The organism is Pseudoclavibacter sp. VKM Ac-2867 (assembly GCF_015351275.1).
Lineage (GTDB): Bacteria > Actinomycetota > Actinomycetes > Actinomycetales > Microbacteriaceae > Pseudoclavibacter.
The window spans coordinates 1-21,178 of sequence record NZ_JADKSL010000006.1; the positions used below are offsets into that span (position 1 = coordinate 1).

Here is a 21,178-nt window from a genome sequence, read left to right on the forward strand (position 1 = left end):
TGCTCCCGATCACGGGAGCAGCACCGGGCCACAACTCTGCGCTCGGGCAGGCTCGGGCAGGCTCGGGCAGGCTCGGGCAGGCGCGCGGGCAGGCGCGCGGGCAGGCTCCGGAGCGCGCGGACGCTACGGCAGTGTGTGACCGGCCGCCGTGAAGATGAGGTAGTACTCCTCGCGCGTCAGATGCACATCCGAGCCCGCGGCCGACTCGGCGACGCGCGATGGGGTCGTCGTGCCGAGAACCACCTGGATGTTCGCGGGGTGACGTGTGATCCAGGCCGTTGCGATGCCCATCGGCGTGACGCCGTACTTGTCGGCGAGCGCCTCGAGCACGTCGTTGAGCTCGGCGAAGTGCTCGCGGTCGCCGAGGAAGACGCCGTCGAAGAACCCCTTCTGGAACGGCGACCACGCCTGGAGGGTGATGCCGTTGAGGCGCGCGTAGTCGAGCATGCCGTTGTCACGGTCGATGGACTGGTCGAGGCCGACCATGTTGGCGGCGATCCCCGACGCGATGATCGGAGCGTGGGTGATGCTGAGCTGCACCTGGTTGATGATGAGGGGCTGCGCGACCACCGACTTCAGCAGCTCGACCTGACCGGGCGTGTGGTTGGAGACGCCGAAGTGGCGGACCTTGCCGCGGTTGTGGAGCTCGTTGAACGCCGTCGCCACCTCCTCGGGCTCGACGAGGGTGTCGGGGCGGTGCAGCAGGAGCACGTCGAGGTACTCGGTGCCGAGGGCCTCGAGCGACTCGTCGACCGTGCGCAGGATGTGCTCGGCGGAGAAGTCGAAGTAGCCCTCGCGGATGCCCACCTTCGACTGGATGAGCACCTTCTCGCGCTCGGCGGGGGACAGGCGGATGGCCTGGCCGAAGCGACGCTCGCAGGCGTGGCGCTCGCCGCCGTAGATGTCGGCGTGGTCGAGGACGTTGACGCCCGCGTCGAGGGCCGTGCCCACGAGGGTGCGCAGCTGCTCGTTGTCGAGGTCCATGATGCGCATGAGACCGAGGACGATGCTCGAGGCACGCACGTCGGTCTGGGGGAGAGTGAAGGTCTTCATGCGGGCATCATCTCAAGTCGCCTCCCGCCGAACCTGGTCGTCGCGGAGCGTCACAGTCGTTCCCCTCGGAGCCGCGCGCGCCTACCCTTTCGGCACAGCATCCGCTGCCGCCCCGGGGCTGGCTTCGTTCGAAGCCGTCGCCGAGGTCACCCCTGGAAGAGGGAGCATCATGTCGGCACAGACTCGCATCGACCCACGCGGGCCGCGGTTCGGGGCAGCGATCACGGCTGTCCTGCTCCTCGTCACCGTCTTCCTCGGCCTCGTCGCCCCGGCGGCGGAGACGGTGGCGGGCAGGCTCGTGCAGCCCGGTTTCCTCCTGCTCACCGCCCTGACGGCGCTCTTCGCGTGGGGCGCGTTCGCGGGCATCCAGCGGCACCCCTACGGGCGTCTCTTCGCCGCGGTGATCCGACCGCGGCTCGCGCCACCCGCCGAGACGGAGGAGGCGGCGCCGCCGACGTTCGCGCAGGGAGTGGGGTTCGCGGTGACCCTCGTCGGCGTCGTGCTGCACGTGCTCGGTGTTCCGCTCGCCGTGCCGGTGGCCGCGGGCGCGGCGTTCATCGCGGCCTTCCTGAACGCCGCCTTCGGCTACTGCCTCGGCTGCCAGCTGTACGTCCTGCTTCTTCGGGTCGGCGTCGTCCGCCCGCGCGGCGTGCAGGCCTGAGGGAGGCGCCCGTGGATGCCTCGCTCGCCGTCATGGTGCTCGTCGGACTCGTCGTCGTCGCCAGCGTCATCGGCGTCGTCCTGCAGCGGACGAACGGTCGCCTGAAGACCTCGCGTGCCCCAGGCGGTGCAGCCGCGGGGGCCGCGGACCTGCACCTCCTCGGGGCCGGCGTCGAGCCGGGGGACAGCGCCACGGTCATCCTCTTATCCACGGAGTTCTGCGCGAGGTGCCCCGCCACGAAGCGGATGCTCGACCAGCTCGCCGCGACGGCCCCCGGCGTCGTCGTGGCCGAGGTCGACCTCACCGACCGTCAGGATCTGGCCAGGAGCTACGACGTACGGCAGACGCCGACCGTGCTGGTGCTCGACGCCGACGGCAAGCGGGTCGCGCGCATCGGCGGGCCTCCGAGACGAGCTGAGCTCGAGGCGCAGCTCCTGCAGCTCAGCTCGTGACGCGAACGCCCGCGGATCTGACCTCCGAACCCCCGAGTGTGGGAGGCTGAGCGCGTGGACGGATCAGTGGTGTTGCTCGTGATCATGGCGCTTGTGCTCATCGTCGCCGTCGTCGGGTGGGTCGCGCGACGAGGGGTGAGCCGCTTCGACGGCGAAGGCGAGCCCGAGCCCGAGCAGTCCGAGATCGACCTCGAGCTCCTGCCCGAGGATGTGCTGCCCGGCCGCCGCGCGACGATCGTGCTCTTCACCGCCCCCGACAGCGCGGAGTGCGCCGCCACGAGATGGATGCTGCAGGACGTTGCAGCCACCTCGGCGGGGGTTGTGCTCGCGGAAGTCGACACGAGCATCCGCCCCGAACTCGTGCTGCCCTACGACATCGTCGTGACCCCGACGGTGCTGCTCCTCGACGCCGACGGGAACCGCGCCGGTCGCTTCGACGGGTCCCCGCTGCGTGAGTCGGTGGAGGCGCAGCTCATCGAGCTCAGCGTGCGCTGAAGGCGCGTCGGGGGTGTCGACGCGGGCCGGCGCCCAGGCTGTCACCGTCAAGTGTTGAAGGGCCAGAAGTCGAAGCTCGCCGAGTGCGCGAGCGCGTCTCGGAGCAGGAAGAAGCCGACGAGGGCGATGATCCAGGCCGTGTTCTCCGCGGCGTTTCGGCTCAGCCAGTCGGCGAGCCGGCGAAGGCGGGGCTCGACCGCGCGTCGAGCGGCGACGCGGCCGAGGAGCAGCAGCAGTGCCGGCGCGACCATGACCACGCAGTAGGCGGCGAGGAGCGGAGTCGACCCGGCGATACCGAGCCCGGAGCCTGTGAGGAGGCCGACCGCCGCCAGGTACGGGATCATCGTCGCGAGCTCGATGAGCCCCGCCGCCAGCGCGAGCGCGATGACGGTCACGGGTGGGCCGTCTCCGAGTGCGCGGTCGCGCCAGCGGGCGAGCCTGCCCTTGGCGGGCTTCGCCGACTCCCCGGGGTGTTCCGGCTGCGCGCCTCCCGGCAGCGCGCTCCCGTCCTGTGCGGCCCCGGCCGCGACCCGGCCCCGCTTCTTGGTCGGCATGCAGATGCCCACAACGAGCAGTCCGCCGCCGACCACCAGCTGAATGGCGTAGGCCGTCGGGGTCTCGAGCACCGCGGCCGCGTTCTCCAGGAAGGCGGACGCCCCGGCCGTCAGGGCGAGCCCGACGAGGAAGTAGAAGCCGGCGATCGTCCCCAGGTAGGTGAGGATGCGCCCGAAGCGGATGCGGCCGGGCGCGAGCAGGAAGAAGATCGGGATGAGGAGCGTGCCCGCGCTCAGGCTGTCGACGAGCGCGAGACCGAGGAGCGAGAGCAGGAGTTCAGTGGACATGCCGCAACCCTCCTGTGCACGGGCTCCCGGCCGCATCCGCTGAAGGATGCCAGCCGCGGTGCTCGCGTACATCGTTCGGGTGACCGCGCGTGGGCGTCCGTGTGCTGGGATGGTGCCATGACCGAACCGCAGAGCGCCGTCGCGCCGGGAACCCGGCACCTCCGCGCCGGTTGGCGGCCCGACGAGGATGCGACGACCACGCTCTTCGCGATCGCGGCTGCCGTCCTGCTGGCGCTCTTCGACTCGCCTCAGCACATCGCGCTGAGCCTCGGTGCGGTTGCGCTCGGTGGGCTGGCGCTCACCCAGAAGCGGCGGTTCCCCGTGCTCGTGCTGCTCGTCTGCGTGACCGTGTCGGTGTCCGCTTTCGTGCTCGTGGGCGTGATCGGCGGGGCCGTCCTGGTGCTGGATGCCCTCTATATCGTCGGCCGGTACAGCCCGCCGGCGGCGCTCCGAGCGGTGCAGGTGCTCGTCGCGGTGGCCGTGGTGGCGGCTTTCGCCGTGCCCGTGCTGCTCGGCGAGGCGCTGCGGCAGGGCGTGTTCTTCGGGCTGCAGGCCCTCGCGATCTTCGGCACGCCGCTCTGGTGGGCGAGCTCGGTGCGTCAGAGCGCGGAGCTCGCGCGGGTGCAGGAAGCTCGCGCCGACGACGCCGAGCGTCTGCTCGTGCTGGAGCGGGAGGAGGCGGTGCGCGACGAACGCGAGCGCATGGCCCGCGACCTCCATGACGTGGTGGCGGCCAACCTCTCGGCGATCGCCATCACCTCGGAGGCGGCTCTCGCGGGGTCCGGCGTGCGAGGCCGGGAGGCGGGGGCGCTGCAGGCGATCCGCGACTCGGCCCTCGACGGGCTCGACGAGATGCGGTCGATGATCCTCATCCTCCGAAGCGGCGCCGGCGACGGGGAGGTCGCGGCGCCGCCGAGGCTGGCTCAGGTCGCGGAGCTCGTGGCCTCGGCGGACTCGGTCGAGGCGAGCATCGTCGGGGAGGTGCCGAGCACATCCGCCGCCACGGAGCAGGCCCTCGCCCGTGTGGTGGTCGAGGCCGTCTCGAACGCCGGGCGGCACTCGCCGGGCGCCGTCGTCGAGGTGCGCTTCGAGGAGCGGGCTGACTGGCTCTCCGTCGTCGTGACCTCGACGGGCGGCACCCGGATGGAGGCAGTGCCGGGCACGGGCAACGGGCTCGGTCTCATCCGCGAGCGGGCGGAGCGCCTCGGCGGCCACCTCGAGGCTGGGCCGACGCCAGACGGTGCTGGGTGGCGAGTCGCAGCGACCGTGCCGCGCACCGCGGGCGCGAGGGCGCAGACCACTGAACGACCTGAGGGGAGCACATCGTGACCGAGGAGATCGACGGACCCATTCGTGTGCTCGTCGCCGACGACCACGCCGCGATCCGGGCCGGGCTGCGGCTGCTGCTCGAGGCCCACGGCATCGAGGTCGTGGGCGAGGCCGGCGACGGGGCCGCGGCGATCAGGAACGCGCGGGCCCTGCGACCCGACGTCGTGCTCATGGACGTCCGCATGCCGGGGACCGACGGCATCGAGGCGACGCGAGCCATCGTCGCCGACTCGCTCGCGCAGGTGCTGGTGCTCACCACCTTCGACCTCGACGAGTACGTGTTCGGCGCCGTCCGGGCCGGCGCTGCCGGGTTCCTGCTGAAGACGACGTCGGGGCCGGCCCTCCAGGCCGCAGTCGAGGCGGTGGCTCGGGGCGAGGGAGCCCTGTCTCCGGAGGTGACACGGCGTCTCCTCGATCGCTTCGCGCAGACGGCTGACGGCGCTCCGACGCCGACTCCGGAGCTGCCCGGACTCGCCGAGCTCACGGCGCGAGAGCGGGAGGTGCTCTCCGCGCTGGGCGAGGGGCTGTCGAACTCCGGCATCGGCCAGCGGATGCACATCAGCGCCTCCACGGCGAAGACCCACGTGTCGCGGGTGCTCGCGAAGCTCGGCGTCGTGTCCAGGATGGAGGCCGCCGTGCTCGCGCGTCGGGCTGGCCTCAGCGACTGACGCGCGCCCGCATCCGCGAGACGGGGTCCTGGCGACGTCGAAGGTCTGCTCCGTCTTGCTCTGCGAGAAGGCCTCGTGCTCGACGCGCGGAGCTCTCGCGGTGCGCGCGGCGCCCGACTAGGGTTTTTCCGTGACGACTGAACGGGTGCGGTGGGGAATTCTCGGGGCGGGCAACATCGCGAGGACCTTCGTGGGCGACCTCGTGGCGCAGGGCCTGGAGGTGGCGGCGGTCGCGTCTCGGGAGGCGCGGCGCGCGGCCGAGTTCGCCGCTGAGCTGTCGATTCCGACCTCCTACGGCAGCTATGAGGCGCTGGTCGCCGACCCCGGCGTCGACGTCATCTACATCGCGACGCCGCAGGCGTTCCACGCCGAGCAGGCGCTGCTCGCGATCGACGGCGGGAAGCCGGTGCTCGTGGAGAAGTCGTTCACCAACGACGCCCCCGAAGCCGAGCGGGTTGTCGCGGCGGCCCGCGCCAAGGGCGTGTTCGCGATGGAGGCCATGTGGACGCGCTTCCTGCCGACGGCCGACGCGATCGGCGACGTCCTCGAGCGCGGTTCGATCGGCGAGCTCGTGAGCGTCTCCAGCTCGCATTTCCAGAACCTCGACGTGGCCCCGACGAGCCGCCACGGGAACCCCGAGCTCGGCGGTGGCGTCATGGCGGACCTCGGCGTCTACGGCGTCTCCTTCGCCTCGAGGTATCTCGGCGAGCCCACCTCGATGCTCGTCGACGGCGAGGCCTCGGAGCTCGGGGTCGATCTCTCCGCCTCCGTGCTCCTGCGGCATGGTGCCGGCCGCACCTCGGCGACCCTCACGCGCATGGATGCGCCCGGCTCGAACCGCGCGGCCATCGTCGGCTCGGATGGCTGGATCGACATCGACTCGGTCTTCTACGCGTCGACCTCGTTCACGGTCTACGACGGGGGCCGAGGGCAGCGCGGGCTCCTCCGCTTCGACAAGCCGCAGCACGTGGGTCGCGGCATGCAGTTCCAGGCGCTCGAGGTCGAACGGTGCCTCAGCGCCGGCGAGCTCGAGAGCCCGCGCATGCCGCTCGACGAGTCGATCGCCATCATGCGAACGCTCGACGAGGTGCGGGCGCGCATCGCGGGCGCTCGTTCCAGCTCGGTCTCGCGCTAGGAGCTCGACCAGACCCCGAGCTCGTTGCCCGCCGGGTCGGTGAAGTGGAAGCGGCGGCCACCGGGGAACTCGTACGGCCCGCTCACGACCTCGCCGCCGGCCGCGCGCACCTGCGCGACGCTCGCCTCGAGGTCGTCGGAGTAGAGCAGCACAAGCGCCCCGCCTGGAGTGACCTGGGGGTCGAGTCGGAAGCCGCCCACCTCGTCGGTGGCGTCACCGCCGGGCCGGCGGATGCCGACGTAGTTGGGGCCGGGGCCGTAGTCGTTGAAGCTCCACCCGAAGGCATCGCCGTAGAACTGCTTGGCCACGGCGAGGTCGGTGACTCCGAACTCGAGGTAGTCGATGGAATGGTGGGCGCGGGCGGCTGGTTCCGTCATGCGAACCAGTCTGCCCGCAGCCACCGACATTTCACCGTCGCCTGGCAGGAGATCAGCTCGACGCGGCGAGCTCCGCGAGCACCTCGCCAGCTGCGATGGGGCTCCCAGCCTCGGCGCGCTGGCGGAGGACGCCAGCGGCCGTGACCTGAACGGGCGTCTCCATCTTCATGGCCTCGACGACCGCGACGGCGGTCCCCGCCTCGACTTCGGCGCCGTCCTCCACGAGCCAGCGCAGGAGCGTGCCCGCCATGGGGGCCGTGACCGACGAGCCGGACTCGCTGCCAGCATCCGCTGCCCCTGCAGAACCTGCCGCACCGGCAGGCGACGCCGCGGGAGCCGAGCCTCCGGCCGCGAAGAGCGTCGCAGGGAGCCGGAGGGCGACGCGGCGGCCGTCGAGCTCGACCCACGTCGAGACCACGGAGGGGTCGCTCGGCTCGACGGCGAGCACCTGCTCGGGAACCCGCTCGGCGAAGGTCGTCTCGATCCACTGCGTGTGCACGCCGAAGCCGGGGACGCCCTCGGCGCTCTTGCCGCCGATGAAGTCCGGGTCGTCGAGCACCGCGCGGTGGAAGGGCAGCACCGTCGGCACGCCTTCGACCTCGAACTCGGCGAGGGCGCGGCGCGCGCGGCGGAGCGCCTCCTCGCGGGTCGCGCCGGTGACGATGAGCTTCGCGAGCATTGAGTCGAACTGGCCGGAGACCACGGAGCCGGTCTCGACGCCCGAGTCGACGCGGACGCCCGGTCCGGACGGTGCTCGGAACAGCGAGATGGTGCCCGGCCCCGGGAGGAAGCCACGCGCCGGATCCTCGGCGTTGATGCGGAACTCGAACGAGTGCGCGCGGGGCGTGAACTCGGCCGCCTCGAGCGCGAGCCCGTCGGCGATGCGGAGCTGCTCGACGACGAGGTCGACGCCCGCAGTCTCCTCGGTGACGGGATGCTCGACCTGCAGGCGCGTGTTGACCTCGAGGAACGAGATGACGCCGTTCGCGTCGAGGAGGAACTCGACGGTGCCAGCGCTGCGGTAGCCGGCGGCCGCGCAGATGTCGCGGGCCGAGGTGTGGATGCGCTCTCGCTGCTCCGCGGTCAGGAAGGGGGCAGGTGCCTCCTCGACGAGCTTCTGGTTGCGGCGCTGCAGCGAGCAGTCGCGGGTGCCGACGACGACGACGTTGCCGTGCTCGTCGGCGAGCACCTGCGCCTCGATGTGGCGCGGCGACTCCAGGAACTGCTCGACGAAGCACTCGCCCCTGCCGAAGGCGGCGACGGCTTCTCGCCCGGCGGCGGCGAAGAGCTCCTCGACCTCGTCGAGGCGGCGCGCGACGCGCAGGCCGCGCCCACCACCGCCGAACGCGGCCTTGATCGCGATGGGGAGGCCGTGCTCCTCCGCGAAGGCGCTCGCCTCTGCGGGGGAGCCGACGGGGCCGCTGGTTCCGGCGACGAGCGGCGCGCCGACCTGCTCGGCGAGGCGGCGGGCCGAGATCTTGTCGCCGAGCAGCTCGATCGCCTCGGGAGACGGGCCGATCCAGACGAGCCCCGCCCCCTCGACGGCGCGCGCGAACTCGGCGTTCTCGGAGAGGAAGCCGTAGCCCGGGTGCACGGCGTCGGCGCCCGTGGATGTCGCAGCAGCAAGCAGCTTCTCGGCATCGAGGTACGTGTCCCGCGAGGTCGCGCCCTCGAGTGGCACGGCCTCGTCGGCGAGGCGCACGTGAAGCGCATCGGCGTCGCCGTCGGCGTACACGGCAACGGAGGCGACCCCGTAGTCGGCGCAGGCGCGGGCGACGCGCACGGCGATCTCGCCGCGGTTCGCGATGAGGACCTTGGTGATGCGGGTCATCGGAGTTCTCCTGGGGTCTGGGTGCGTGGGGTCTGGGTGCGTGGCTGGTGGCCGCGCGGTTCGACGATGCGGAATCGCACCGTCGCGCCGACCGGCAGCTGGCCCGCGAGGGGGAGGTCGTCGGTGATGACGGCGCCGAGCACGGGGTAGCCGCCGGTGAGGGGGTGGTCGGCGAGGAAGAGCACCGGCTGCCCGTTCGGGGGCATCTGGATCGCGCCGCTGACGCAGCCCTCGCTGGGCAGCTCGCCGCTCTTCACTCGGGTGAGGGCGTCGCCGTCGAGTCGCACGCCGACCCGGTTCGATTGCGGCGTCACCTGCCAGTCCTGGCCGGTGAAGCGCTCGATCTCCTCGGCCGAGAACCAGTCGTCGCGGGGGCCGAGCACGATGCGCAGCTCGACGGTCTCGCCGCCGGCTCGGGGAAGCTCGCGCGGCGGGGCGTCCGCGACGGGGCTGGCAGCGAGGAGGGTGGCGTGGGGCGCGAGGACGCTGAGCAGGTCGCCGGCTTTCAGCGCGTCGGGGCCGAGCCCCGCAAGGAGGTCGGTCGCAAGGCTCTCGAGCACCGGGGGCGCGCCGAACCCGCCGCGCACCGCGAGGTAGCTGCGCACTCCGGCGGCGGGGGAGCCGAGCTGCAGTTCGTCGCCGTCGTCCAGCGCGAACGCCGCTCCGAATGGGGCGGTGCGGGGAAGGGTGCCGGACACGGTCAGGGGCACCTCGGCGCCCGTCACCGCCACGACCTGCGGGCCGTGCGCCCGCACCAGGAGGCCGCCGTAGGCGACCTCTAGGGTGGGGGCCTCCGCAGCGCTGCCGACGAGGCGGTTCGCCTGGCGGTGGGCTGGCGCATCCAGTGCCCCGGAGGCGGAGACGCCCATGCTGGCGTAGCCGTCGCGTCCGAGGTCCTGGAACAGGGTCTGCAGGCCGGGGGACAGCACTTCGAGGGCGGAGGGGCTGTCGCTCGTGTCGACCGCACCCGCTGGTGTGGCCCCTCGGGCACTGTGTGCTCGGTCCTCGCTCACGCTCGCGCGGGCCCTCGTGGTGGCGACGCTGAACGTGACGAGATCACCTGGCGCCATGAACGCGGCCGGGTCGCGGTCGAGGTCCCACATGGGCACCTCGGTGGTGCCGATGAGCTGCCACCCGCCGGGGCTCTCGCGCGGGTAGACGCCGCTGTATGTGCCTGCCAGCGCGACGGAGCCCGCGGGGATGCGGGTGCGGGGCGTCGCCCGGCGTGGCACGTCGAGCACGGGGTCGTCGCCTGTCAGGTACGCGAAGCCGGGAGCGAAGCCCACGAACCCGACCGTGAAGGTCGAGCTCGTGTGGCGGCGCACGACTTCGTCAGTGGAGAGGCCGAGGAGCTCGGCGACCTCCGCGAGGTCCTCACCGTCGTACCGCGTCGGGATCTCGAGACGCCTCGGCTGTCCCGTGCGCACGCCGCTGAGGTCGGCTGCCGCGGCGGCGGCCTCGATCTCCTCGGCGGTGACCCGGGCTGGCCGGAACGGGACGAGCAGGGTGCGCGCACCCGGCACCATCTCGCCGACACCGGGGATGCGCAGTGCGGTCAGGGCGTCGAAGAGCGCGATCGTCTCGTCGAGGCTGTTGCACTCGATGAGGACCGCATCGTCGCGGGCGGTGAGGACTCTCATGGGGTCAGGCCAGCTTTCCGGCGGCTGCCGGGGCGGCTGCGAACGGGCGCAGCTCCACGCCGGCCTCCGTGAGCGCGAGCCGCACCTGCTTCGCCATGTCGGTTGCCCCTGGACTGTCGCCGTGCACGCAGATCGAGTCGGCCCGCAGCTCGAGAGTGCTGCCGTCGATCGCTTCCAGCAGGCCCTCGGTCGCGAGGCGCACCATACGCTTCGCGACCTTGTCGACGTCGTGCAGCACGGCGCCGGGCTCCCGACGGGAGACGAGCGTGCCCTGCGGCGTGTACGCGCGGTCGGCGAAGGCCTCGATCGCGGTGGGGATGCCCGCCTCGGTGGCGAGGCGGAGCACGGCCGAGCCCGGCATGCCGAGGAGCACGAGGCTCGGGTCGACGAGGCGAACGGCCTCGACGACGTCCGCCGCCTGCCGCTCGTCGTGCACGATCGTGTTGTAGAGGGCCCCGTGCGGCTTGACGTAGCTCACACTGGTCCCCTCGGCGGCGGCGAGTGCCTGCAGGGCGCCGATCTGGTAGACCACATCGGCCACGAGGTCGTCGGAGGCGACGTCGATGTTGCGACGCCCGAAGCCGGCCAGGTCGCGGTAGCCGACGTGCGCGCCGATCGCGACCCCCGCATCCGCCGCCCCCTTGACGGTGGCGCGGATGGCGCGCGGGTCGCCGGCGTGGAACCCGCAGGCGACGTTCGCGCTCGTGACGATGCCGAGCATCTCCTGGTCGTTTCCCAGGGTCCAGCGGCCGAAGCCCTCGCCGAGGTCGCTGTTGAGGTCGATGGAGCGTGTGTTCATGTGGTCAGCCTTTCGCTCGGGATACGGATCAGGTGTTGAGGAGGTCGAAGATCGGTCCGACCGCGTTGACGGCCATGTACCAGGTGATGAGCGTCGCGAGCGTGCCGATGATGAGCAGCCACTTCGGGTACTTCGCGCCGCCCAGCTTCGACGGGCGGAACCAGCCGATGTACATGAACAGGGTGAGGCCGATCGGCAGGATGAGGCCGTTGAAGCCACCGACGAACACGAGGAGCGTTGCGGGCGGAGTGCCGATCGACAGGTAGATGGCCAGCGAGAACAGGATGAAGCCCACGGTCCAGAAGTCAGCGGCGCGGCCGGCGATGCGCTTCGAGAGGACCGGCAGGAACGACACCGAGGTGTACGCGGCGCCGATGATGCTCGTGAGGGCGGCGAGCCAGAAGATGGCGCCGAAGATGCGGAAGCCAGCCTCGCCGGCGGCTGCCTGGAAGGCGTCTGCTGCCGGGTTGAGGGTCGTGTCGAGCACGACGCCGCTCGCGACGACGCCGAGGATGGCGAGGAACAGCACGTAGCGCATGATGCCCGTGATGACGATGCCGGTCACAGCCGCGCGGTTGACTTCCTTGATGTGCTCCGGTCCGGCGTTGCCGGAGTCGAGCAGCTTGTGCGCCCCCGAGTAGACGATGTACCCGCCGACGGTGCCGCCGACGATCGTCGTGATGGTCGCGAAGTTGATGGTGTCGGGGAGGACGGTCTGGCGGAGTGCGTCGCCGATGGGCGGCTGCGCGACGATGGCGACGATGACCGTGAGGATGATCATGGCGATACCGGCCACGATGACGACCCGGTCCATGACGATGCCGGCGCGCTTGATGAGGAAGATGGCGATCGCGATGGCGGCGCTGATGACGGCGCCGACCTTGACGTCGAGGCCGAGCAGCACGTTCAGGCCGAGCCCGGCGCCGCCGATGTTGCCGATGTTGAAGACGAGGCCGCCGATGACGATGAGCACGGCGAGCACGTAGCCGCTGCCGGGGAGGGCGTCGTTGGCGAGGGCGCTCGCGCGCTTCCCGGAGAGCGTGATCATGCGCCAGATGTTGAGCTGCACGGCGAGGTCGATGAGCACCGAGATGAGGATGCCGAAGGCGAACGCGGCGCCGAGCTGCTGGGTGAAGGTCGCCGTCTGGGTGATGAAGCCGGGGCCGATGGCCGAGGTGGCCATGAGGAAGAGCGCGCCGACCAGCGAGGTGCGGCGAGCTTTGGCGTACTGCTTGAGCTTCTCCGGGGTGCTCGCCTCGTCGGCGGCAGAAGAGCCGGACGCTGGGGACGCCGGGGAAGCGGGAGGAGGTGTGGAGGTCATGACTCGTTCCAGTTCGGTAGGGGAGCAGCGAGTGATTGCGGCAACCCTACGGTTGTTCAACGCTGAGCAACAGATTGTTCAACGATAGACGCGTAAATGTCTTGTTACAAGATGTATCGGGCAGATTTCGTCCAACGGGTCACCGCGAAGCGCCGCCGGTAGAGTGCGAAGCGTGAACGCAGCCGACGAGACCCTCGACAGGGCGGAACGAGCGGCCTCGAGCCTCCGCCAGATGATCGTCACCGGCGAGATCGTGCCAGGGCAGCGCCTCTCGGAGAGCGCCATGACCGAGCGACTCGACGTCTCGCGCAACACCCTCCGCGAGGCATTCCGCATGCTCACGGCGGAGCGACTGCTCACCCGGCGCCCCAACGCGGGCGTCTTCGTGGCCATCCCCTCACTGGCCTCGATCCTCGACATCTACCGCGTTCGACGCATGATCGAGGTGCAGGCCCTGCGCGCCGCCCCGGGGCGGCACCCGGCCGGGGCGCGGATGCGCGAGGCCGTCGAGCACGCCATCCGAGGGCGAGAGGCCGGCGACTGGGCGGCGGTCGGAACCGCCAACATGGCATTCCACACGGCGATCGTCGCGCTCGCTGACAGCGAGCGCCTCGACCGCGTCTACGCGAACGTCTCAGCGGAGCTCCGGCTCGCATTCGGCTTCCTCGAGGACCTCGAGTATCTGCACGCGCCCTACATCGAGCTCAACCAGCGCGTGCTGGAGCTCCACCTCGCCGGCGATACGGCCGGGGCGGCGGAGGCCCTCGACGAGTACCTCGTGCGCTCCGAGCGCACCGTGCTCGCCGCCTACGCGCGCATCGCCCCAGCACCGACGCTCTGACCCGACGACCTGAACCGAAGACCGACTCGTCGCCTCGAGTCGCACCCAACCCGAAGGAGTCCGCCGTGTCTCTCACCGCTCTGGTCGTCCGCCACGTCGTCTTCGAGGACCTCGGGCTGCTTCGTGACGTGCTCACTGAGCGCGGCTACGGCATCCACTACCTCGAGGCCGGGCAGGACGAGATCACTGCCGAGCTGCTCGTCGATGCCGACCTCGTCGTGGTGCTCGGCGGGCCGATCGGGGTGGGGGATGCGGAGCGATACCCGTTCCTAACTCCCGAGATCGCCGCCATCAGGGCTCGCGTCGAAGCAGACCGGCCCACGCTGGGCGTGTGCCTCGGGGCACAGCTCATGGCGGCAGCCATGGGCGCGGCGGTCGCGCCGACGGGGCGGGTCGAGATCGGCTTCTCGCCGCTCACGCTGACCCCGGATGGGGCAGCTTCGGTGTTGGGCGGCCTCGCTGACGTGCCGGTGCTGCACTGGCACGGCGACCAGTTCGAGATCCCCGCGGGAGCCGAGCGACTCGCCGAGACCCCCGGCTTCCCGAACCAGGCGTTCGCCGCGGGCCGGAACCTGCTCGGCCTGCAGTTCCACCTCGAGGTCGACCCGCGGATGGTCGAGACCTGGCTCATCGCGAACGCCTACGAGCTGGCGATTCACAAGCTCGATCCGCGGGAGATCCGGGCGGATGCGCTCGCGATCACGCCACGACTCACGGCCGCCGCGCGGACCGTCGTCGGTGGCTGGCTCGGCGCGCTCGATCCCGTTGCCGCCGGCGGGAACGAAGCCAGCGGGAACTAGGCCGGGGAGCCCGCGCCCGCCCGTGCGCTCTCCGTGGGACGAGGGTGGGGCATCCCGCGCGGCACGACAAGCGGCCCGCCCGTGATGGGGTCTTCGATGACGACGTTCGGCAGGCCGTAGATCTCCTCGACCCGCTCGCTCGTCACGACGTCGCGGGGTGTGCCGGAGGCGAGGATGCGCCCGTCGCGCATCGCGATGATGTGATCGGCGTAGCGCGCGGCGTGGTTGAGGTCGTGCAGCACGGCGACGATCGTGCGGCCCTGCCGGTTGAGGTGCGCGAAGAGCTCCATGAGCTCGACCTGGTGCGCGATGTCGAGGAACGTCGTCGGCTCGTCGAGCAGGAGTAGCTCGGTCTCCTGCGCGAGGACCATCGCGACCCAGACCCGCTGGCGCTGGCCGCCGGAGAGCTCGTCGACGCGTCTCGACGCCAACGGCAGGGTGCCTGTCGCGTCGAGGGCATCGCGGACCGCTCGCTCGTCGGACTCGGACCATTGGCGCAGGAGACGCTGGTGCGCGAACCTGCCGCGGCCGACGAGGTCGGCGACGGTGATGCCATCCGGAGCCAGGGCCGACTGCGGCAGCAGGCCGAGGCGACGGGCGACGTCCTTCGCCCGCATGCTCGTGATGGCCTTCCCGTCCAGCACGACCCGGCCGGCGTCCGGCGCGAGCAGTCGGGACAGGCCGCGGAGCAGGGTGGACTTTCCGCATGCGTTCGGGCCGATGATGACGGTGAAGGAGCCGTCGGGGATCTCGGCGCTCAGGTGCTCGATGATCGGTCTGCCGTCGTAGCCGAGGGTGATGTCCTCGGCGACGAGGCGCGACGAGGCGGGGAGCGTGGCGCGCTCTCGGGGCGTGCGGGCGGTGGGTGGTGGCTGGTGCTCAGGCACGGCGGCGGATCTCCTGGACGATGGTGACGACGAGGTAGAGGCCGCCGACGGAGACCGTCACGACCCCAACCGGCAGTGTGACGGGAAGGACGTGCTGGGCGATGAGGTCGGAGGCGAGGAGGAGCAGAGCACCGACCAGGGCTGCGAGCGACAGCGACAGGTACGGGGTGCGCGCCATGCGACGCGCGATCTGGGGAGCCGCCAGGGCGATGAAGGCGACGGGGCCGATGACGGCCGTCGAGATCGACACGAAGCCGACCGCGGCGAGCAGGACAAGCGCGCGGACGAGCTGCGGCCTGGCACCGGTCGCGGCGGCCACGTCGTCGCCGAGGTCGAGCTGACGCAGCTGCGGGGCGAGGAAGAGCAGCACGGCGAACAGCGGGATGCCGCAGGCGATCGCGCCGGCGAGGGGCGGGCCGGTCACGCCGTTGAGGGTGCCGGCGCCCCACGCGGAGGCGAACATGGCGGTCTCGAGCTCTACCTCGAGCAGCATCCACGTGTTCGCGGAGGCGAGCATGGCCGAGACGCCGATGCCGATCACGATGAGGCGGAACCCCTGCGCGCCGCCGCGATGCGCGAACGCCCAGATCACGAGGGCGGTGAGGAGGCCGCCGATCACCGCACCGGCGGTCATGAGCGGCCAGGATGCGGAGAACACGACGACGCTCACGAGCATGCCCGTGAAGGCGCCGTTGGAGAGGCCGAGGATGTCGGGGCTCGCGAGCGGGTTCCTCGTGACCGTCTGGAAGAGGGCGCCGGCGACGGCGAGGAAGGCGCCGAGGGTGATGGCCGCGATGACCCGGGCGAGTCGCCACTCGTAGACGACGGTGCGGTCGAGTGCGTCGCCGCCGCCGAGCAGGGCGCGGACGACGGCATCGGGGCTGAGCGGATACGTTCCGAGCCCTAGGCCCAGGATGCCGAGGACCAGCACGGCCGCGGCCACGGCCGCACCGACGATGGCGCTGCGCAGGCGGATGGTGACGGCGATGGGGCCGGCCCCGAGGCGGAGCTGCCGGTAGCCGAGGTCGACGGGCTCGAGGCGGTCCTCGGTGGGGGTAGGGGTGCGGGTCGCGGTCACGAGAGGGCGCTCGCCTTCCGCTGCCTGGCGAGGGCGATGAGGATCGGGGCTCCGACGAATGCCGTGACGATCCCGACGGGGATCTCGGCGGGCGCGATGAGGACGCGGCCGAGCACGTCCGAGAGGAGCACGATGACGGGGGCGAGGACCACGGAGATGACGAGGATGACACGCTGGTCGACGCCGAACAGCCACCGTGCGACGTGCGGCACCATGAGGCCGATGAACGAGATGGGGCCGGCCAGCGCGGTCGCGGTTCCCGCGAGCACGGTGACGGCGAGGATGACGCCGATCCGGATCGCGCCGACGTTGGCGCCCTGGGAGCGGGCCACATCCTCCCCGAGGGCGAGCGCGTTGAGGCCGGGGGTGAGCAGGAGGGCGCCGAGCACCGCGAGCGCGATGAAGGGGAGCACGGGCAGCAGGACGTCGAAGCCGCGGCCGAGCAGCGAGCCGGCGTTCCAGGACCGCATCTGCTCGAAGGCATCCGGGTTGCTGAGGGTCATGCCGGTGGTCATCCCCGAGAACACGGCGCCGAGGGCCACCCCGGCCAGGGTGAGGCGGATGGGGTCGGCGGGGCCCCGGCCGGAGGAGCCGATGAGGTACACGGCGACGGTCACGATGAGGGCGCCGAGGAAGCCGAGCCACACGAACGACGAGATGTCTCGGAGGCCGAGGAACGCCACCCCGATGGCGATCGCGAATGCGGCCCCTGCATTGACACCGAGGATGCCGGGGTCGGCGAGCGGGTTGCGGGTGAAGGCCTGGATGAGCGCTCCGGCGACACCGAGGGCGACGCCGACGAAGATGCCCGTGACCGTGCGCGGCACCCGGAGCTCGGCGACGACGTAGCGCGCTTCGGAGGACCCGCCGCCCCGCAGCACGTCGAGCACGACGTGCGGCGGGAGCGCGTTGGAGCCGAGCATGAGGGAGAGTGCAACTGCGGTCACGAGCAGGGCGAGGAGCACGAGCGCGCCGGTGGTTGCGCGCGCTCGTGACCCCGCCCTGAGTCGAGCCGGGGTGCGATCGGTGTGGAGGAGCGTCACCGCTGGGTTTCGAGGAAGCGCTCGATGTCGTCGAGCACAAGCGCGCCGCCCTTGGGGCCGACGCCGGACACCCAGTAGCTGGTGTCGACGAGGGTCACCGAGGGGAACTCGGCGGCGTTCTGGGTGATCGCGGCGGGGACGGTCGATGCGTCGTCGACGTCGGTGGTCGTCACGAACACATAGTCGGCCTTGGCGTCGAGGATGTTCTCGGGGGAGAGGTCGGCCTGGAGTCCGTCTTCCCATTCCTGCTCGGGGATGGTGAGGCCGGCGCATTCGAGCGCGCCGCCGGCGAACGAGGTCGGGCCGTAGAGGCTGAGCGTCGTCTCGTCACGGGGGCGGATGAGGTTGGCGGTCTTGCCGTCGACGCCGAACTCGGTCTTGATCTCTTCGCAGCGGTTGTTGAAGCCGGTCAGCAGCTCCTGTGCTTCGTCCTGCTGCCCGAGGGCTTCGCCGATGAGGAGGACGTTCTCCTGCCACGGGTCGGCCTGGCTCGCCATGAAGACGGTGGGGGCGATGGCTCCGAGCTGCTCGTAGAGCTTCGAGTGCCGCGACTCCGTTCCGAGGATGAGGTCGGGCTTGAGGGCGGCGATGGCTTCGAGGTCGGGCTCCGGCACCGTACCGACGGGCTCGACGCCGTCAACGCCCAGGTACTCGGGCACGCCGGCGACGTTGCTCGCGACTGCGGCCCCGACGGGGGTGACGCCGAGGGCCACGGCAGTGTCGAGCTCGACGGGTTCGAGGACGACGACGCGCTGCGGGTCGGCGGGGACTTCGGCCGTGCCGCGGGCGTGCTCGACGGACCGGGTGCCGGATGCGGTGCCCTCCGCGTCTCCTGCGGTTGGGGCGTCCGTGGCTCCGGCCGAGCAGCCGGCGAGCAGCAGGCCGGTGAGGGCTGCCGAGGCGATGAGCGTTGCGGCTCTGCGTGTGGTGCGTGTGTGCATGGTGAACGACTTCCGTGGGGTGGGATGGGGAGGGGGATGCGCTGCCGGCGAGTGCCTACCGGTAGTAGACGGCGAGCGGGTAGTCGCCGTCGTCTCGCACCTGGATGGGGGTGCCGAAGACCTGCTCGAGCGTCTCGGTGGTCATGAGCTCGCTCGGGCTGCCGGAGTGCGCGAGCTGGCCGTCGGTGAGCGCGACGATGTTGTCGGCGTAGGCGGCCGCGAAGTTGATGTCGTGGATGACGATGACAAACGTCTTCCCGAGCTCGTCGGCGGCGCGGCGCAGCTGGCCCATCATGGCGACGGCGTGCTTCATGTCGAGGTTGTTGAGGGGCTCGTCGAGGAGGATGTAGTCGGTGTCCTGGGCGAGCACCATGGCGACGTAGGCGCGCTGGCGCTGCCCGCCGGAGAGCTGGTCGAGGTAGCGGTGCTCGAGGGCTGCCAGGTCGAGGAACTCGATGGCCCGGTCGATGTGCACCTTGTCATCGGCGGTGAGGCGCCCCTGCGAGTGCGGGAAGCGGCCGAAGCCGACGAGCTCGCGCACCGTGAGCCGGGTGACGAAGTGGTTCTCCTGGCGGAGGATCGAGACGACCTTCGCGAGGTCGCGGCTCCTGGCCTTCGTGACATCGTGTCCGCCGACGGTGACGGTGCCGGTGCTCGCATCCGTCAGCCTGCCGACGATCGTGAGGAGCGTCGACTTGCCTGCGCCGTTCGGCCCGACGAGCGCCGTGATGCCGCCAGCTGGGATGTCGAGGGTCACGGGGCCGAGCACGGTGGTCTTGCCGTAGGTCTTGGTGACGTTCGAGAGCGAGATCACAGTGCACCCTTTCGGAGCAGGTAGACAATGAAGAACAGGCCGCCGACGAACTCGATGATGATCGAGAGGGACCCGGCCGCGTAGAACACGTGGCGCAGCACGAAGTAGCCGCCCAGCAGCGTCAGCATGCCGAGCAGCATCGCGAACGGGATGACGTGCTTGTGCAGGGAGGAACCCGTCAGCTGGTAGGCGAGGGTCGCGACGATGAACCCGAAGAACGTCATGGGGCCGACGAGGGTTGTCGAGATGGAGATGAGCACGGCCGTCAGGATGAGCAGCACCGTGACCTTGCGCTTGTAGGCGACACCGAGGTTGACGGCGGTGTCCCGGCCGAGGGCGAGCACATCGAGGTTGTTCCGGGTGCGCCAGATGAAGGCGAGCACGACCGCGATGATGAGCGCAGCCCACGGCAGGTACTCGGGGTTCGAGTTGCTGAGGTTGCCGAAGAGCTTCGCGGAGAGCACGTCGAACTCGCTCGGGGTGAGGAGGCGCTGCATGAACGTGGAGAGCGAGCCGAAGCCCACCCCGAAGACGACGCCGATGAGCAGCATGATGTGCAGGTTGCCGCGCTTGCCGGAGAACAGCCACGTGTAGAGCAGCGTCGCGAAGCCCACCATGAGGAAGCTCTGCAGGAACACCTTGGGCAGGCCGTCGGTGGAGGCGAGGGCGGCGCCGCCGAGGAAGAACACGAGCGCGGTCTGGAAGACGACGTAGATCGCGTCGAACCCCATGATCGAGGGGGTGAGGATGCGGTTGCCGGTCGCGGTGTGGAAGAGCACGGTCGCGACGGCCTGGCAGGCGGCGACGACGATGACGGTCGCGACGGTCACGACGCGCAGGTTCACGGCGAGCCAGAAGCCGCGGCTGCCGGGTTCCATTGCGATGTCGTAGGTGAGGACGCCGACGGCGGCGAGGATGACGAGGGCGGCGAGGATGCTGAAGCGCACCCAGAGTCGGGGCGCCGTCGCGGGGCGGCTGGCGTCGCTGACCTGGTCGCCGATGCGACGGGACGTGGATCTCGGGAAGCGGGGCACGGTCTCAGCCATTGCGGCGCATCCGGAGGAGGAGGGTGATGAAGACGGCGGCGCCGACCATGCCAAGGATCATGGAGACGGGCAGCTCGAAGGGCATGCGGATGACGCGGCCGATGATGTCGCAGACGATGATGATGCCGACGCCGAGCACGCACACCCAGGGCAGGTTCGATCTGAGGTTGTCGCCGCGCGCCATGGAGACGAGGTTCGGCACGATGAGCCCGAGGAAGGGCAGGAAGCCGACCACGACGGTGGTGACTCCGGTGGCGATGGCGACGAGGGCCGTGCCGATGAACATGACGAGGGTGTAGTTGAGCCCGAAGTTCGTGGCGATGTCCTTGCCGAGGCCCGCGACGGTGAAGCGGTCGGCGACGAAGTACGCGATGACGACGATGATGGCGACGATCCACAGCACCTCGTAGCGGCCGCGGACGACGCTCGTGAAGCTGCCCATGAACCAGGTGCCGAGCATCTGCAGGTAGTTCGTCTCGATGGCGAGCCAGGTCGTGAAGGCGGAGACGACGGCGCCGAGCATGATGCCGATGAGCGGCACGATGAGGGCGGAGCGAAGTGCGACGCGGCGCAGCACGGCGAGGAACACCATGGTGCCGATGAAGGCGGAGACGCTTGCCATGACCATGCGGGTCGTGAGGCCGGCCGCTGGGGCGACGATGTAGCTCACGAGCAGGCCGAGGGCTGACCACTCGGTGGTGCCGGTTGTCGTGGGTTCCACGAAGCGGTTCTGGGTGAGCAGCTGCAGGATGAGGCCGGAGACGCTCATCGCGCAGCCCGCGAGCACGAGCGAGACGGTGCGGGGAACCCGGGAGATCCAGATCATCTCGCCGCCGAACTCGTTGCCGGCGATGTCGTAGGCGCCGACGAAGAGCGACAGGACGGCGAGACCGGCGACGGTGAGGATACCGATGGGGAGCGCCCCTCGCCGGTTGAGGAGCGGCACGTGCGGCTTCGGCGCGGCTCGGGGCGCCGGCGCTGCTGGGGGTGGGGCTGTTGCTGTCATTCGCTCGCTGTCGTGGGTGACGTGCGGAGGGGCCGTGCGGAGGGGTGCCGTGCGGCTGTCGCGGTTTGCGCGGCTTACGCGGCGGGAGACCCCGGGATGCCCGGGTCCGGTTCGTGCCC

At 70.9% G+C, this 21,178-nt stretch carries 22 protein-coding genes; 8 read left to right on the plus strand and 14 right to left on the minus strand.

Going from position 1 to position 21,178, the window contains the following annotated elements; translation table 11 throughout:
• Nucleotides 1-123: 123 nt before the first annotated feature.
• Nucleotides 124-1,053, minus strand: a complete 930-nt coding sequence (locus tag ITJ67_RS07370) for an aldo/keto reductase (protein ID WP_194677199.1) — start codon at nucleotides 1,051-1,053, stop codon at nucleotides 124-126.
• Nucleotides 1,054-1,222: 169 nt separating this feature from the next.
• Here ITJ67_RS07370 and ITJ67_RS07375 point away from each other — a divergent pair, with 169 nt between their 5' ends.
• Genes ITJ67_RS07375 through ITJ67_RS07385 form a run of 3 tightly spaced genes read left to right on the plus strand, consistent with a single transcriptional unit; the run spans nucleotide 1,223 to nucleotide 2,661 of the window.
• Entirely contained in the window at nucleotides 1,223-1,714 is a 492-nt protein-coding gene (locus ITJ67_RS07375; RefSeq protein WP_194677200.1) for a DUF4395 domain-containing protein, read from the plus strand.
• Between the two features lie 11 nt (nucleotides 1,715-1,725).
• On the plus strand, nucleotides 1,726-2,166 hold the full coding sequence (locus ITJ67_RS07380) for a thioredoxin family protein (protein ID WP_194677201.1): 441 nt from the start codon (nucleotides 1,726-1,728) through the stop codon (nucleotides 2,164-2,166).
• 54 nt (nucleotides 2,167-2,220) lie between these two features.
• On the plus strand, nucleotides 2,221-2,661 hold the full coding sequence (locus ITJ67_RS07385) for a thioredoxin family protein (RefSeq protein WP_146080186.1): 441 nt from the start codon (nucleotides 2,221-2,223) through the stop codon (nucleotides 2,659-2,661).
• 47 nt (nucleotides 2,662-2,708) lie between these two features.
• Here the strand turns inward: ITJ67_RS07385 and ITJ67_RS07390 are convergent, their stop codons facing one another.
• Nucleotides 2,709-3,503, minus strand: a complete 795-nt coding sequence (locus ITJ67_RS07390; protein ID WP_194677202.1) for a GAP family protein — start codon at nucleotides 3,501-3,503, stop codon at nucleotides 2,709-2,711.
• Nucleotides 3,504-3,620: 117 nt separating this feature from the next.
• Here ITJ67_RS07390 and ITJ67_RS07395 point away from each other — a divergent pair, with 117 nt between their 5' ends.
• From ITJ67_RS07395 to ITJ67_RS07405, 3 genes are all read left to right on the plus strand, one after another.
• Nucleotides 3,621-4,832 carry a sensor histidine kinase gene (locus tag ITJ67_RS07395; protein WP_194677203.1) on the plus strand — a complete coding sequence of 404 codons (1,212 nt, stop codon included), beginning with the start codon at nucleotides 3,621-3,623 and terminating at the stop codon, nucleotides 4,830-4,832.
• Complete coding sequence (locus ITJ67_RS07400; protein WP_323741413.1) at nucleotides 4,829-5,500, plus strand: response regulator transcription factor; 672 nt, start codon at nucleotides 4,829-4,831, stop codon at nucleotides 5,498-5,500. The genes ITJ67_RS07395 and ITJ67_RS07400 overlap by 4 nt, the downstream gene beginning before the upstream one ends.
• Before the next feature lie 130 nt (nucleotides 5,501-5,630).
• Entirely contained in the window at nucleotides 5,631-6,635 is a 1,005-nt protein-coding gene (locus tag ITJ67_RS07405; protein WP_194677204.1) for a Gfo/Idh/MocA family protein, read from the plus strand.
• Here ITJ67_RS07405 and ITJ67_RS07410 read toward each other — a convergent pair.
• The 5 genes from ITJ67_RS07410 to ITJ67_RS07430 are packed head-to-tail and all read right to left on the minus strand — an operon-like array spanning nucleotide 6,632 to nucleotide 12,603.
• Nucleotides 6,632-7,012 carry a VOC family protein gene (locus ITJ67_RS07410; protein WP_104241028.1) on the minus strand — a complete coding sequence of 127 codons (381 nt, stop codon included), beginning with the start codon at nucleotides 7,010-7,012 and terminating at the stop codon, nucleotides 6,632-6,634. The genes ITJ67_RS07405 and ITJ67_RS07410 overlap by 4 nt on opposite strands.
• Before the next feature lie 52 nt (nucleotides 7,013-7,064).
• Complete coding sequence (locus ITJ67_RS07415; RefSeq protein WP_228502427.1) at nucleotides 7,065-8,843, minus strand: acetyl/propionyl/methylcrotonyl-CoA carboxylase subunit alpha; 1,779 nt, start codon at nucleotides 8,841-8,843, stop codon at nucleotides 7,065-7,067.
• Complete coding sequence (locus ITJ67_RS07420) at nucleotides 8,840-10,483, minus strand: 5-oxoprolinase/urea amidolyase family protein (RefSeq protein ID WP_194677205.1); 1,644 nt, start codon at nucleotides 10,481-10,483, stop codon at nucleotides 8,840-8,842. The genes ITJ67_RS07415 and ITJ67_RS07420 overlap by 4 nt, the downstream gene beginning before the upstream one ends.
• Before the next feature lie 4 nt (nucleotides 10,484-10,487).
• On the minus strand, nucleotides 10,488-11,282 hold the full coding sequence (locus ITJ67_RS07425) for a LamB/YcsF family protein (protein ID WP_194677206.1): 795 nt from the start codon (nucleotides 11,280-11,282) through the stop codon (nucleotides 10,488-10,490).
• 28 nt (nucleotides 11,283-11,310) lie between these two features.
• Entirely contained in the window at nucleotides 11,311-12,603 is a 1,293-nt protein-coding gene (locus ITJ67_RS07430; protein WP_194677207.1) for an NRAMP family divalent metal transporter, read from the minus strand.
• A 172-nt stretch (nucleotides 12,604-12,775) separates the two neighbouring features.
• On the opposite strand from ITJ67_RS07430, the gene ITJ67_RS07435 reads away from it, so the two are divergent.
• Both ITJ67_RS07435 and ITJ67_RS07440 read left to right on the plus strand, forming a co-directional pair.
• Nucleotides 12,776-13,444 (plus strand): GntR family transcriptional regulator, encoded by a 669-nt coding sequence (locus ITJ67_RS07435; RefSeq protein WP_236558243.1) that lies wholly within the window; start codon nucleotides 12,776-12,778, stop codon nucleotides 13,442-13,444.
• Between the two features lie 65 nt (nucleotides 13,445-13,509).
• Nucleotides 13,510-14,244 carry a glutamine amidotransferase gene (locus ITJ67_RS07440; protein ID WP_194677208.1) on the plus strand — a complete coding sequence of 245 codons (735 nt, stop codon included), beginning with the start codon at nucleotides 13,510-13,512 and terminating at the stop codon, nucleotides 14,242-14,244.
• Here ITJ67_RS07440 and ITJ67_RS07445 read toward each other — a convergent pair.
• The 7 genes from ITJ67_RS07445 to ITJ67_RS07475 are packed head-to-tail and all read right to left on the minus strand — an operon-like array spanning nucleotide 14,241 to nucleotide 21,059.
• Nucleotides 14,241-15,131, minus strand: a complete 891-nt coding sequence (locus tag ITJ67_RS07445) for an ABC transporter ATP-binding protein (RefSeq protein WP_194677209.1) — start codon at nucleotides 15,129-15,131, stop codon at nucleotides 14,241-14,243. The genes ITJ67_RS07440 and ITJ67_RS07445 overlap by 4 nt on opposite strands.
• Nucleotides 15,124-16,209, minus strand: coding sequence for a FecCD family ABC transporter permease (locus ITJ67_RS07450; RefSeq protein ID WP_194677210.1), 1,086 nt, complete (start codon nucleotides 16,207-16,209; stop codon nucleotides 15,124-15,126). The genes ITJ67_RS07445 and ITJ67_RS07450 overlap by 8 nt, the downstream gene beginning before the upstream one ends.
• Nucleotides 16,206-17,252: a FecCD family ABC transporter permease gene (locus ITJ67_RS07455; protein ID WP_323741414.1), complete on the minus strand. Its 1,047-nt coding sequence runs from the start codon at nucleotides 17,250-17,252 to the stop codon at nucleotides 16,206-16,208. Before ITJ67_RS07455 ends, ITJ67_RS07450 begins: the two co-directional genes overlap by 4 nt.
• Nucleotides 17,249-18,193, minus strand: a complete 945-nt coding sequence (locus ITJ67_RS07460) for an ABC transporter substrate-binding protein (protein WP_194677211.1) — start codon at nucleotides 18,191-18,193, stop codon at nucleotides 17,249-17,251. The genes ITJ67_RS07455 and ITJ67_RS07460 overlap by 4 nt, the downstream gene beginning before the upstream one ends.
• 55 nt (nucleotides 18,194-18,248) lie before the next feature.
• Nucleotides 18,249-19,007 carry an ABC transporter ATP-binding protein gene (locus tag ITJ67_RS07465; RefSeq protein ID WP_160070738.1) on the minus strand — a complete coding sequence of 253 codons (759 nt, stop codon included), beginning with the start codon at nucleotides 19,005-19,007 and terminating at the stop codon, nucleotides 18,249-18,251.
• Nucleotides 19,004-20,053 (minus strand): iron chelate uptake ABC transporter family permease subunit, encoded by a 1,050-nt coding sequence (locus ITJ67_RS07470; RefSeq protein ID WP_194677212.1) that lies wholly within the window; start codon nucleotides 20,051-20,053, stop codon nucleotides 19,004-19,006. The genes ITJ67_RS07465 and ITJ67_RS07470 overlap by 4 nt, the downstream gene beginning before the upstream one ends.
• Nucleotides 20,046-21,059 carry an ABC transporter permease gene (locus ITJ67_RS07475; RefSeq protein WP_194677213.1) on the minus strand — a complete coding sequence of 338 codons (1,014 nt, stop codon included), beginning with the start codon at nucleotides 21,057-21,059 and terminating at the stop codon, nucleotides 20,046-20,048. Before ITJ67_RS07475 ends, ITJ67_RS07470 begins: the two co-directional genes overlap by 8 nt.
• Nucleotides 21,060-21,178: the final 119 nt, after the last annotated feature.